The organism is Arenibaculum pallidiluteum (assembly GCF_017355985.1).
Lineage (GTDB): Bacteria > Pseudomonadota > Alphaproteobacteria > Azospirillales > Azospirillaceae > Arenibaculum > Arenibaculum pallidiluteum.
In genome coordinates this window covers 162,926-175,234 of record NZ_JAFIQU010000004.1, presented here as the reverse complement: position 1 = coordinate 175,234, position 12,309 = coordinate 162,926, and the positions used below count along the sequence as shown (strand labels likewise).

11 protein-coding genes are annotated in these 12,309 nt (G+C 68.9%); 9 read left to right on the top strand and 2 right to left on the bottom strand.

Going from position 1 to position 12,309, the window contains the following annotated elements; genetic code table 11:
* Positions 1–28 precede the first annotated feature (28 nt).
* Genes bamA through gloA form a run of 8 tightly spaced genes read left to right on the top strand, consistent with a single transcriptional unit; the run spans position 29 to position 7,683 of the window.
* The gene (gene bamA / locus JUB13_RS10790) at positions 29–2,347 is read left to right on the top strand and encodes an outer membrane protein assembly factor BamA (protein WP_207478812.1); all 2,319 of its coding nucleotides are present in this window, start codon (positions 29–31) and stop codon (positions 2,345–2,347) included.
* Between the two features lie 11 nt (positions 2,348–2,358).
* The gene (locus tag JUB13_RS10785) at positions 2,359–2,919 is read left to right on the top strand and encodes an OmpH family outer membrane protein (RefSeq protein ID WP_207478811.1); all 561 of its coding nucleotides are present in this window, start codon (positions 2,359–2,361) and stop codon (positions 2,917–2,919) included.
* Between the two features lie 12 nt (positions 2,920–2,931).
* A complete protein-coding gene (gene lpxD / locus JUB13_RS10780) occupies positions 2,932–3,969 on the top strand; it encodes a UDP-3-O-(3-hydroxymyristoyl)glucosamine N-acyltransferase (protein WP_207478810.1) in 1,038 nt (345 codons plus the stop codon).
* Positions 3,970–3,972: 3 nt separating this feature from the next.
* Positions 3,973–4,443 (top strand): 3-hydroxyacyl-ACP dehydratase FabZ, encoded by a 471-nt coding sequence (fabZ, locus tag JUB13_RS10775; RefSeq protein WP_207478809.1) that lies wholly within the window; start codon positions 3,973–3,975, stop codon positions 4,441–4,443.
* A 7-nt stretch (positions 4,444–4,450) separates the two neighbouring features.
* Complete coding sequence (gene lpxA / locus JUB13_RS10770; protein ID WP_207478808.1) at positions 4,451–5,254, top strand: acyl-ACP--UDP-N-acetylglucosamine O-acyltransferase; 804 nt, start codon at positions 4,451–4,453, stop codon at positions 5,252–5,254.
* Positions 5,244–6,065, top strand: coding sequence for an LpxI family protein (locus JUB13_RS10765; RefSeq protein WP_207478807.1), 822 nt, complete (start codon positions 5,244–5,246; stop codon positions 6,063–6,065). The genes lpxA and JUB13_RS10765 overlap by 11 nt, the downstream gene beginning before the upstream one ends.
* The gene (gene lpxB, locus JUB13_RS10760) at positions 6,059–7,243 is read left to right on the top strand and encodes a lipid-A-disaccharide synthase (protein WP_407928122.1); all 1,185 of its coding nucleotides are present in this window, start codon (positions 6,059–6,061) and stop codon (positions 7,241–7,243) included. The genes JUB13_RS10765 and lpxB overlap by 7 nt, the downstream gene beginning before the upstream one ends.
* 29 nt (positions 7,244–7,272) lie before the next feature.
* Positions 7,273–7,683, top strand: a complete 411-nt coding sequence (gloA, locus tag JUB13_RS10755; RefSeq protein WP_207478805.1) for a lactoylglutathione lyase — start codon at positions 7,273–7,275, stop codon at positions 7,681–7,683.
* A gap of 177 nt (positions 7,684–7,860) precedes the next feature.
* Here the strand turns inward: gloA and gltA are convergent, their stop codons facing one another.
* Positions 7,861–9,159 (bottom strand): citrate synthase, encoded by a 1,299-nt coding sequence (gene gltA / locus JUB13_RS10750; protein WP_207478804.1) that lies wholly within the window; start codon positions 9,157–9,159, stop codon positions 7,861–7,863.
* A 160-nt stretch (positions 9,160–9,319) separates the two neighbouring features.
* On the opposite strand from gltA, the gene JUB13_RS10745 reads away from it, so the two are divergent.
* Entirely contained in the window at positions 9,320–11,473 is a 2,154-nt protein-coding gene (locus tag JUB13_RS10745; RefSeq protein WP_207478803.1) for a ComEC/Rec2 family competence protein, read from the top strand.
* A gap of 68 nt (positions 11,474–11,541) precedes the next feature.
* On the opposite strand, the gene lexA is transcribed toward JUB13_RS10745, so the two are convergent.
* Positions 11,542–12,249, bottom strand: coding sequence for a transcriptional repressor LexA (lexA, locus tag JUB13_RS10740; RefSeq protein ID WP_207478802.1), 708 nt, complete (start codon positions 12,247–12,249; stop codon positions 11,542–11,544).
* Between the last annotated feature and the right edge of the window lie 60 nt (positions 12,250–12,309).

The window sequence follows — 12,309 nt, the reverse complement described above, 5'->3', positions numbered from 1 at the left end:
TGCCCAGCCAGGTTGTTTGGGGGAAAGCTTGGTTCTGAACAGAGTTCTCGCCGCCTGCCTCGTGGCGGCGTGCACCACTGCGACGTCTGCCGTGGCGCTGGCGCAGGGTCTTGCTCCCGCGCCGGCCCAGCCGAGTTTCCAGGGCGGCGCCATCTCGGAAGTCCGGGTGGAGGGCACGCAGCGGATCGAGCCCTCGACCGTGCGCTCGTACCTCACGGTATCGCCGGGCGACGCCTTCGACCCCGAGCGGATCGACCAGTCGCTGAAGAGCCTGTTCGCAACCGGTCTGTTTGCGGACGTCACAATGCGCCGCGAGGGCAATGCCCTTGTCGTCGCCGTGGTCGAGAACCCGATCATCAACCGGATCGCCTTCGAGGGGAACCGGCGCATCGAAGAGGAGGACCTCAACAAGGAGGTCCAGCTCCGGCCGCGAGTCGTCTACACCAGGACGCGCGTGCAGAACGACGTGCAGCGCATCCTGGAGCTCTATCGTCGCAGCGGGCGCTTCGCCGCCACCGTCGAGCCGAAGGTCATCCAGCTCGACCAGAACCGCGTCGACCTCGTCTTCGAGATCGACGAGGGCCCGCGCACCGAGGTCCGCTCGATCACATTCATCGGGAACGAGGTCTTCAGCGACGGCCGCCTGCGTGAGGAGATCCAGACGCGCGAGAGCCGATGGTACCGGTTCCTGACCACGGACGACACCTACGACCCCGACCGGCTGACCTACGACCGCGAGCTGCTGCGCCGTTACTACCTGAAGAACGGCTACGCCGATTTCCGCGTGATCTCGGCGGTGGCCGAGCTGACGCCGGACCGCGACGCCTTCGTGATCACCTTCACCATCGAGGAAGGCGAGCGCTATCGGTTCGGCAAGGTCGACATCCAGACGAGCATCAAGGACCTCGATCCCGCGCAGCTCCGCGAATCGCTGACGACGAACAGCGGGGACTGGTACGACGCCGAGGCGGTCGAGACCTCGATCACGAATCTGACGAACGCGGTCGGGGACCTGCAGTACGCCTTCGTCGACATCCAGCCGCGCATCACGCGCAACCGCGCCGACCAGACGATCGACATCACCTACGAGATCGCCGAGGGACCGCGCGTCTTCGTGGAGCGCATCGACATCGACGGCAACGTGCGCACGCTGGACCGGGTCGTCCGGCGCGAGATGCTGCTGGTCGAGGGCGATCCCTTCAATGCCTCGAAGCTGCGCCGGTCCGAGCGGCGAATCCGCGACCTCGGCTTCTTCGAGAAGGTGACGGTCACGCAGCAGCAGGGCAGCCAGCCAGACCGGTCGGTGATCTCGGTCAACGTGACCGAGCAGTCCACCGGCGAGATCGAGATCGGTGGCGGCTTCTCGACGACCGACGGCCCGCTGGCCAACTTCGGCATCCGTGAGCGCAACCTGCTGGGCCGCGGCCAGGACCTGCGCTTCAACGCCCTGGTGTCCGGCCGGACCCAGGAGTTCGATATCAGCTTCACCGAGCCCTACTTCCTGGAGCGCAACCTCTCGGCGGGCACCGACCTGTTCCGGATCACGCGCGACAACACGGACGAGAGCTCGTACGAGGAGCGCAGCACCGGTGCCGGCTTCCGCCTCGGCTATCCGCTGACCGAACGGCTGCGCCAGCGGCTGAGCTACACCCTGTCTCAGACCGAGATCACGGACATCCCGAGCACGGCATCGCGCTTCATCCGCGAGCAGGAGGGCAGCCGGATCACCTCGGCCGTGGGCCAGGAGCTCACCTACGACGCGCGTGACAGCCGGCTGCAGCCGACGGACGGCTACTTCGTGCGCCTGTCCAACGACCTGGCCGGCCTCGGCGGCGACGCGTACTTCCTGCGCACGCGCCTTGCAGCCGGCTTCTACCAGCCCCTGTTCGCGGGCTCGGTCCTCAGCATCTTGGGCGAGATCGGCTACATCGCAGGCCTGGGCGAGCGGGTGGCGATCTCGGACCGCTTCTTCATCGGCGGCGACAGCCTGCGCGGCTTCGAGCCCGCGGGTATCGGTCCCCGCGACGTGATCAGCGAGAATCAGGACGCCCTTGGCGGCAATCGCTTCGGCCGCGGCAGCGTTGAGCTGTCCTTCCCGATCGGCCTGCCGGAGGAGCTCGGCATTTCCGCCCACACCTTCTCGGACTTCGGTACTCTGGGCGATGTCGACGTCAGCGGTTCCGACGAGGGGATCCGCGACGACGAGACTCTTCGCCTTTCGGCGGGCGTCGGCGTCTCGTGGAGATCGCCTCTCGGCCCCATCCGCCTTGATTTCGCCGTTCCTGTGTTGAAGGAAGACTACGACCGGTCCGAGATCTTCCGGTTCAGCTTCGGCACACGTTTCTAGAAAGCGAGATCATGAACGCCCGTCCCTTCGTCGCCCTGGCCTTCCTGGCCGCCGCCTTCGCGGCGGCGCCGGCCGTGGCGCAGCAGCCCGAGGCCGTGGCCACACCGATCATCCTCGTGGTGGACATCCAGGCGATTCAGCAGGAATCCGCCGCCGCCAAGGCCATGCAGAAGCAGCTCGACGCGCAGCGGGAGGCTTATCAGAAGGAGATCGCGTCGCAGGAGGAGCGGCTCCGGAACGCCGACCAGGAGCTGAACAAGCAGCGCCCGCTGCTCTCGGCGGACGCCTTCGCGCAGAAGCGCCGCGACTTCGAGCAGCAGGTCGTGGAGGTACAGCGCAACGTCCAGGTCCGCCGGCGCGCCTATGACCAGGCCGCGCAGGAGGCCATGAACCAGATCCGTACCGCCGCTTTCGAGATCATCACGAACGTCGCCGGCGAGCGTCGCGCCAACCTGGTGCTGCCGCGCCAGCAGGTCCTCCTGGTGGAGAAGGGGCTCGACGTCACCGATATCGTGATGGAGCGCCTGAACAAGAAGCTGCCGACCGTCAAGGTCACCGTCCCGAAGAGCTGAGGGCGCCGCTTCATGCCCGATCCGCGCTTCTTCAAGGCTTCCGGGCCCTTCACGCTGGGTCAGCTTGCGGGGATTGCCGGAGCCGCCGTGGCGCCCGGGTCCGACCCGGAGCGGCTGCTGCGCGACGTGGCGCCGCTCGACGCGGCCGGACCCGAGGATCTCAGCTTCCTCGACAACAAGAAATACGTCGAGGCCTTCGCGGCGAGCGGCGCGGGCGCCTGCGTCGTGCATCCGGACCAGGCCGCGCGCGCGCCGGCCGGCATGGCGCTGCTGCTGTCCAGGAACCCCTACAAGGCCTACGCGTTGGCCGCCCGTGCGTTCCACCCGCCGCCGACCGGCACCGGGCGCGTCCATCCTGCGGCCATCATCGATCCCGGGGCCGTGCTGGGCGATGGCTGCGACGTCGCCGCCGGTGCCGTGATCGAGGCGGGAGCTCGGCTGGGTGCGCGCTGCCGCGTCGCCGCGAACGCCGTGATCGGCGAGAATGTCGAGATCGGCGACGACTGCATCATCGGCGCCTGCGCCTCGCTGAGCCACTGCATCCTGGGGCACCGCGTCATGATCTATCCCGGCGCGCGGATCGGCCAGGACGGCTTCGGCTTCGCCATGGACCCTGGCGGCCATATCCGGATTCCCCAGCTCGGCCGGGTCGTGATCGGCGACGACGTCGAGGTCGGGGCGAACTCGACCATCGATCGAGGCGCCGGACCGGACACGGTGATCGGCCGGGGAGCCATGATTGATAATCTCGTCCAGATCGGGCACAACGCGCAGATTGGCGCCGGCTGCGTGATCGTGGCCCAGGCGGGGGTCTCGGGAAGCACCCGCATGGGTGACTTCTCTGTCCTTGCCGCCCAGGCCGGGCTCGCGGGGCACCTGACGCTTGGGACGGGCGCACGGGTCGGCGCCAAGAGCGGCGTGATGCGCGACGTGCCAGCAGGCCAGGAGGTCGCGGGGATTCCCGCGGTTCCGATCCGACAGCACTTCCGCCAGGTCGCCATGGTGCAGAAGCTGGCCCAAGGCAAGGCAACCCGCCAGAAGGAAGAATAGGGCATGGAAGAGCCGCCCGAGAGGTCGAGGGTCGCGGAGATCGATGTTGGGCGGATCATGGAGATGATCCCCCACCGCTATCCCATGCTGATGATCGACCGCGTGGTCGACGTCGTCCCCGGCGAAAGCGCGGTCGGGATCAAGAACGTCTCGATCAACGAGCAGTATTTCCAGGGCCACTTCCCGAGCTATCCCGTGATGCCGGGTGTGCTGATCATCGAGAGCATGGCGCAGACGGCGGCCGTGCTGGTGGTCCACACGCTGGGCAAGGAATCCGAAGGCAAGCTCGTTTACTTCATGACCGTTGACGAGGCGCGCTTCCGTAAGCCCCTGGTGCCCGGAGACACGGTTCACGTGCATGTCTCCAAGATCCGCAGCCGTGGCAACGTCTGGAAGTTCAAGGGCGAGGCCAAGGTCAATGGCACGCTGTGCGCCGAGGCCATCTATTCGGCCATGATTCTCGACAAGAAGTAGACCTTTCATGCCGGTTTCGATCCATCCCAGCGCTGACGTCGATGCCAGAGCGCGCCTTGGCGCCGACGTGAGCATCGGACCCTTTTGCGTTGTGGGCCCCGACGTCGAGCTGGGCGACGGCGTGACGCTGACGAGCCATGTCGTGGTGACCGGCCGAACCCGGGTCGGCGCGGGAAGCGTCCTCTATCCCTTCGCGTCGATCGGGCACCGGCCGCAGGACCTGAAGTACCGGGGGGAGCCGTCGGAGCTGGTCATCGGCGCGCGCAACCAGATCCGCGAATACGTCACCATGCAGCCCGGCACCGAGGGCGGTGGCATGCTGACGCGGGTCGGCGACGACTGTCTTTTCATGGCGTCGGCCCATGTCGCCCACGACTGCATCGTCGGTGACCGCGTGATCCTCGCCAACAATGCGACGCTGGGCGGCCATGTCCATGTGGGCGACCATGCCTTCCTGGGCGGCATCTCCGCCGTCCACCAGTTCGTGCGCATCGGCGCGCATGCCATGGTCGGTGGCATGACCGGGGTCGAAGCCGACGTGATTCCCTTCGGCCTCGTCATGGGCGATCGCGCCAAGCTCAACGGTCTCAACATGGTGGGGCTGGAGCGGCGGGGATTCTCAAAGGAGGAGATCAAGGACCTCCGCAGCGCCTATCGCGAGCTGTTCCACGGCACGGGCGTGATGGCCGACCGGATGGATCGGGTCGAGGCCGAGTACGGCTCGTCCCAGGTGGTCGCCATGGTGCTTGAGTTCATCCGTTCCCGCGGCAAGAGGGCGCTGTGCCTGCCGGCGGAGACCGGTGCCGCCTAAGCTTGGAATCGTTGCGGGCGGCGGCGACCTGCCCCGGCGCCTCGTGGAGGCGTGCCGGCAGTCCGGACGGCCCTTTTTCGTCGTCGCGCTGGAAGGCCAGGCGGAGCCTGGGCTGACCGACGGGATTCCCCATCTGTGGGCGCGCCTTGGCGCCGGGGGCGCGATCCTCGCCGCCCTGCGCGAGGCCGAGGCGCGGGATCTCGTCCTCGCCGGCCGCGTGCGCCGGCCGAGCCTTTCGGAGCTGAGGCCTGACCTGCGGACGGCCGCTTTCTTCGCCAAGGTCGGCGCACGGGCACTTGGGGACGACGGGCTCCTGCGGGCCGTCACGGTGGAGCTCGAGCGCGAGGGATTCCGCATCGTCGGCGCTCAGGATGTACTGCGCGATCTGCTGAGCGCCGCCGGACCCTTCGGCTCCATTCTCCCCGATGCCCAGGCCGAGACGGACATCGCGCGCGGCGTCGAGGTGGCGCATGCCCTAGGCCTGCTCGATGTCGGCCAGGCAGTGGTGGTGCAACAGGGGATTGTCCTCGGCGTCGAGGCGATCGAGGGCACCGACGCCCTTCTGGAGCGCTGCGGGGCCCTGCGCCGCAGCGGGCCCGGAGGCGTCCTGGTGAAGCTGTGCAAGCCGCAGCAGGACGCACGTGTCGACCTGCCGACGATCGGCGTTACGACGGTCGAGCGGGCTGCGGCGGCCGGTCTGCGCGGCATCGCAGTGCAGGCCGGCGCCACGCTGACGCTCGACCGCTCCGCGGTCGCCGAGGCCGCCGACCGGATGGGCCTGTTCGTCGTCGGCATCGAGACCGAATCTTGAGCGCACGTGCCCCCCTGATCTTCCTGATCGCCGGAGAGGTTTCGGGCGACCTGCTGGGTGGCCGGCTGATGGCGTCGCTGCGGTCCAGGGAGCCCCGTATCACCTTTGCCGGGGTCGGCGGCGAGCGCATGGCGGAGCAGGGGCTGGAGAGCCTCTTCCCCATGTCGGACCTGGCGGTGATGGGGCTGGCGGAGGTGTTGCCGCGCCTGCCGCTGCTGCTGGGCCGCATGGGCGAGGCGGCGGCGGCGATCCGGCGGCTTCGGCCCGACGCCGTGGTGACCATCGATGCGCCGGACTTCGCATTCCGCGTCGCCAAGCGCGTCCGCGGGCTCGGCATTCCCCTGATCCACTACGTGGCGCCCACGGTCTGGGCCTGGCGGCCAGGCAGGGCCCGGAAGATCGCGCGGTTCCTCGACCATCTGCTGGCGCTGCTGCCCTTCGAGCCGCCCTACTTCGAGCGCGAGGGCCTGCCCTGCACCTTCGTCGGGCATCCGGTCGTCGAGGGCGGAGCGGGGCGGGGCCATGCTGCCCGCTTCCGGGCGGCCCACGGGCTGCCCGAGGGGGCGCCGCTGCTCTGCGTGCTGCCGGGCAGCCGCCGCGGCGAGGTCGAGCGGCTGCTGCCGGTCTTCGAGGCGGCATTGGGTCGCCTGGTTCCGCGACATCCCGGTCTGCGGGCGGTCGTCCCGACCGTCGGCCCGGTCCGCGACCGGGTCGCCCGGGCCATCGGCGACTGGCCCGTCCCGACGGTCCTCGTCGAGGGCGAGGAGGCGAAGTTCGATGCGATGGCGGCCTCCACCGCGGCGCTTGCCGCATCGGGCACCGTCGCGCTGGAGCTTGCGCTGGCCGGCGTTCCCGCCGTGATCGCCTATCGGATGGCGCCGCTGACCATGGCGTTGGCGCGCCGGCTCGTGCGGGTGCGCTACGTGAACCTCGTGAACCTCATGCTCGATCGTGGCCTCGTCCCCGAGCTCCTGCAGGAGGATTGCACGCCGGAGCGGATCGAGGCGGAGCTGGAGCGGCTGCTGATCGATCCGGAGGCTCGCCGCGCGCAGACCGAGGGCGCCGCGGAGGTCGCGCGCTGGCTCGGTCGGGAGGGGCAGCCGCCGGCGGACCGGGCCGCCGAGGCGGTGCTGGCGGCGATGCGGCGCGGCCCTCGATTCCCCGCCCGGAACGCCTAGATAGAAGCCAGTCGAAAAGGAGAGCGAAAATGCCCGACACCAGCAGCTTCCAGATGCTTCATACGATGATCCGCGTCCTCGATCTCGACCGGTCGGTCGATTTCTACACGCGGCTGCTCGGCATGAAGCTCCTGCGGCGCCATGATTACGAAGGGGGCCGGTTCACCCTCGCCTTCGTCGGCTATGGCGACGAGCGCGACCACACCGTGATCGAGCTGACCCACAACTGGGACCAGAAGGAACCCTATGAGATCGGGTCGGGATTCGGGCACGTCGCGATCGGCGTACCCGACATCTACGGCGCGTGCGAGCGCTTGGCCGCCGAGGGCGTGAAGATTCCGCGTCCGCCGGGTCCCATGAAGCACGGCACGACGGTGATCGCCTTCATCGAGGATCCCGACGGCTACAAGATCGAGCTGATCGAAAGGAAGGCCGCGTAGGCCAGCGCGGCCAGGGTCAGGAGCGCCGCGAACCGGGCGATCCTGACCCGCGGCGGCATCCTGTTGTCGTTCGCGGCGGCCGGCCGCCGGCGGAAGAGCGCTGGCTGGACGACGGCCGCGCGGGAGAAGGGGGCGGACCCCGGAGGCCCGCCCCTGGTCGAGTCCGATTTCGGCCGGTTAGCCACGCTGGCCCACGGGCACATAGGCCCGATGGGTCTGGCCCGTATAGAGCTGGCGCGGACGGCCGATCTTCTGCTGCGGGTCCTCGATCATCTCCTTCCACTGAGCGATCCAGCCGACGGTGCGGGCCACGGCGAACAGCACGGTGAACATGCTGGTCGGCAGGCCGATCGCCTTCAGGATAATGCCCGAGTAGAAGTCGACGTTCGGGTACAGCTTCTTCTCGATGAAGTAGTCGTCTTCGAGCGCGATGCGCTCGAGCTCCATGGCGATGTCGAGCAGCGGCTCGTCCTTGATGCCGAGTTCGGCCAGGACCTCATGGCAGGTGCGGCGCATGACCTGGGCGCGGGGGTCGTAGTTCTTGTAGACGCGGTGCCCGAAGCCCATCAGGCGGAAGTTGTCGTTCTTGTCCTTGGCACGGCGCACGAACTCGGGGATGCGGTCCTTGCTGCCGATCTCCTGGAGCATCTTAAGGACCGCCTCGTTGGCGCCGCCATGGGCGGGGCCCCAGAGCGAGGCGATGCCGGCCGCAACGCAGGCGAAGGGGTTCGCACCCGAGGAGCCGGCCAGACGCACCGTCGAGGTCGAGGCGTTCTGCTCGTGGTCGGCGTGCAGGATCAGGATGCGGTCCATCGCCTTGGCGACCACCGGGTTCACCCGGTACGGCTCGCAGGGGACCGCGAACATCATGTGCAGGAAGTTCTCGGCGAAGCTGAGGTCGTTCCGCGGGTAAACGAAGGGCTGGCCGATCGAATACTTGTAGGCCATCGCCGCGATGGTCGGAATTTTCGCGATCATCCGGTGCGAGGCGATGAGCCGCTGCTGCGGATCGTTGATGTCCGTGCTGTCGTGATAGAAGGCCGACAGCGCACCAGTGACGCCGCACAGCACCGCCATCGGGTGCGCATCGCGGCGGAAGCCGCGGTAGAAGGCCGTCAGCTGCTCATGCACCATGGTGTGGTGCGTGATCGTGTGCTCGAACTGCTCGCGCTCCTTTTGGGTCGGCAGGGCGCCGTTGAGCAGCAGGTAGCAGACCTCCAGGAAATCGCTGTGCTCGGCGAGGTCCTCGATGGCGTAACCGCGGTGCAGAAGAATGCCCTTGTCGCCATCGATGTAAGTGATCTGTGACTCTGTGCTGCCGGTCGAGGTGTAGCCGGGATCGAAGGTGAAGTATCCAGTATCCGAATACAATTTCCGGATGTCGATGACAGCGGGGCCGACAGTTCCCTCCAGAACGGGATACTCATATTTTTTGCCGGTGCTGTTATCGATGAGCGTCACCGTCTTTTGGGTCATTTTCAAGAATCCTTCTGAAGGGGGCTGATCCCCGTTCCCTGATGGCGGACGGAGGATACTGCCGCAGCGCGGCATTGGCAACTTGGCGACGCCTCATTTTCCGGCGGTTTCCCATGGCGCCGGGGTGGCGCCGCGTCGGGCGTAAGGCCATGATCCCCGAATGGTCCAGACGATCTTCGAAGACCGCGCGGATGCGCCGGTCCTGCGGGCGCCGGGACGGCTGCGGGAGTGGCTCGCCGCCGAGCAGGACCGCTGGATTCTTTGGATGCCGGCGGCGTTCGGCCTGGGGATCGCGCTCTATTTCGGGTGCGCCTTCGAACCATTGTTCTGGGTGGGCGCCGCCGCCACGCTGGGCGCCGCGGCGGCACTCGTTGTCGCCCGGGTCCTCGCCCTTGGGCGAGCGCCACGGATCCTCCTGATGGTGCCGTTGCTGGTCGCGCTCGGTTTCGCGGCCGCCCAGATCCGCGCGACGGCCGTCGGGGCGCCAGTGCTGGACCGCGAGATCGGCCCCCTTCCGGTCGAGGGCAGGGTCGTGCGCGTCGAACCACTGGCGGAGGGCACGCGGGTCACGCTCGACACCCTGGCCTATGAGCGCCGAATGGCGGATGCCGGGGCCGTGCCGGCCCGGGCGCGCCTGCGGCTGCGCGGCAGGGAGGCGCCGGATGTCGGGGCGCTGATCCGGATCCGCGCCGTCCTGCAGCCGCCGTCCGGCCCGGCGGCGCCAGGGGCCTTCGACTTCGGCCGCCAGCTCTGGTTCTCCGGCATCGGGGCCGTGGGATACGCCCTGTCCGCTCCGGAGATCCTCGCGCCGTCGCATGCCGGGTGGCAGCCGTCGCTCTGGGCGGCGGGCCTGCGGCGCGAGATCGCGCAGCGCATCGGAGAGCAGCTCGGCTCCGAGGATGGCGGGCTCGCGGTCGCCCTGCTGACGGGGGACCAGACCGCCGTGCCCACGGCTGCGCTCGAGGCCATGCGGGCCTCGGGCCTTGCGCACCTGATCTCGATCTCGGGGCTCCACATCGGGCTGGTCGCAGGGCTGGTCTTCGGGGCGGTGCGCGCGATGCTGGCCCTGAACGAGACGGCCGCGCTGCGCTACCCCATCAAGAAATGGGCGGCCGCCGCGGGCCTCGTCGCGGCCGCTGGCTACACGGTGCTCGTCGGCGCGCCGGTGCCGACGCTGCGGGCCCTGCTGATGACGGGGCTGGTGCTGGCGGCCGTCATGCTCGACCGGAATCCCTTCAGCATGCGCCTGGTCGGCTTCGCGGCCTGCGTGGTGCTGCTGCTCTTTCCCGAGGCCCTGCCCGGGCCAAGCTTCCAGATGAGCTTCGCCGCCGTGGCCGCCCTGATCGCAGCCTACGAGGTGCTCAGCCCGCGCATCGCCGAGTGGCGATCGCGCCTCGGTGCGGTCGGGGGGGCGGCTCTCTATCTTGGAGGCGTCGCGCTCACCTCGCTTGTCGCGGGCGCGGCCACGCTGCCCTTCTCGCTCTTTCACTTCCAGCAGATCCAGCTCTACGGGATTTTGTCCAACATGCTGGCCGTCCCGCTGACCTCGTTCTGGGTCATGCCGATGGGCCTGCTGGTCTGTCTCGCACTGCCCTTCGGGGTCGAGGGATTGCCGCTGTCCCTGATGGGCTGGGGCATCGAGGCCATCCTCGCCGTTGCGCGCTGGACAGCTGGGCTGCCGGGGGCGGCCCTGGCGGTGCCGGCCATGCCGGCATGGGGCCTGTGCCTGGTCGGACTGGGCCTCGTCTGGCTGCTGATCTGGACACGGCGGCCGCGCTTGCTCGGCCTGCTGGCGATCGCGGCGGGACTCGCTTCGCCGGCGCTCGCCGAACGTCCGGACCTCCTGGTCGGGCCTGAGGGGAAGCTGGTCGCGCTGCGCGGCGCGGATGGGCAGCTGGCCTTCTCGACGGCCGGCGCCGAGCGCTTCGACGGCGATGTCTGGCTTCGACGCAACGGCCAGTCCGTGGCCCGGATCTGGCCAGCCCCAGGCGCCGGGGCGCGGGACGGGATCCGCTGCGACGCGCTGGGTTGCCTGTGGGCAGCTCCGGACGGCCGGACCGTCGCCATCGTCCGGAGCCGAGAGGCGCTGGCAGAGGACTGCCGCAGCGCGGCGGTCGTCGTCAGCCTGGTGCCACCGGGGCGGGCGTGCCGCGCGCCAGCGCTTGTCGACGCCTCCGGGCCGCAGCGGGACGGAGGCATTGCGGTCTACCTGGTGCCGGAAGGCGTGCGCGTCGAGACCGTCCGCGCCTTCCGCGGCGACCGTCCCTGGGTCCCCGACCCGCGCGGGCGGGGCCGGGGAAGTTCAGCTGAGTGAGGTTCAGCTCAGGGACGGCTCGGCTCAGGGACGGTTCAGCTCAGGAAAAGTTCAGCTCAGGGGCAGGATCAGTAGCGGCGGAGCAGGCCGACCAGCTTGCCCTGGACCCGGACCTTGTCGGGGCCGAAGATCCGCGTCTCGTACTTCGGGTTTGCCGGCTCCAGGGCGATGGTCGCGCCCTTGCGCCGCAGGCGCTTCAGGGTGACCTCGTTCTCGTCCACCAGCGCCACGACGATCGTGCCGTTGTCGGCGGTGTCGCAGCGCTGGATCAGCACGGTGTCGCCGTCGAGGATTCCGGCCTCGATCATCGAATCGCCCGCGACCTCGAGCGCGTAATGCTCGCCATGGCCGAGCAGGCTCACCGGGACCTCGACGCTGGCGGCGTCGGCGCGCAGCGCCTCGATGGGCGTGCCCGCCGCGATCCGGCCGAGCATCGGCAGGGGGATCGTCTCCGTGCCGCCCGGCGGGGTACGCCCCTGCAGGGACGGAGCGAAGCCGCCCTGGATCACGTTCGGCTGGAAGCGGGGCTTCGGCTCTGCGGTCTGGCGGCCGCGGCCGGCGACCTCGGGAATGCGGAGCACCTCGATGGCGCGTGCGCGGTGGGGCAGGCGTCGGATGAAGCCACGCTCCTCGAGCGCCGAGATCAGCCTGTGGATGCCCGACTTGGACTTCAACCCGAGCGCGTCCTTCATCTCGTCGAAGGAGGGGGACACGCCGCCATCGCCCTGGCGCTCGTGGATGAAGAGCAACAGTTCGTACTGTTTCCGCGTCAGCATCGTCGCCCCCCGAGGCGCCCGCGGGCGCCATGAACAAAACCTAAACAGGTGCGATCGTTC

Excerpts from the sequence above, each read along its gene's own strand:
- gloA (WP_207478805.1), top strand. The coding sequence starts at position 7,273 with ATGCCCGACACCAGCAGCTTCCAGATGCTTCATACGATGATCCGCGTC.
- JUB13_RS10785 (WP_207478811.1), top strand. The coding sequence starts at position 2,359 with ATGAACGCCCGTCCCTTCGTCGCCCTGGCCTTCCTGGCCGCCGCCTTC.
- lpxD (WP_207478810.1), top strand. The coding sequence starts at position 2,932 with ATGCCCGATCCGCGCTTCTTCAAGGCTTCCGGGCCCTTCACGCTGGGT.
- gltA (WP_207478804.1), bottom strand. The coding sequence starts at position 9,159 with ATGACCCAAAAGACGGTGACGCTCATCGATAACAGCACCGGCAAAAAA.
- fabZ (WP_207478809.1), top strand. The coding sequence starts at position 3,973 with ATGGAAGAGCCGCCCGAGAGGTCGAGGGTCGCGGAGATCGATGTTGGG.
- lpxA (WP_207478808.1), top strand. The coding sequence starts at position 4,451 with ATGCCGGTTTCGATCCATCCCAGCGCTGACGTCGATGCCAGAGCGCGC.
- lexA (WP_207478802.1), bottom strand. The coding sequence starts at position 12,249 with ATGCTGACGCGGAAACAGTACGAACTGTTGCTCTTCATCCACGAGCGC.
- JUB13_RS10745 (WP_207478803.1), top strand. The coding sequence starts at position 9,320 with ATGGTCCAGACGATCTTCGAAGACCGCGCGGATGCGCCGGTCCTGCGG.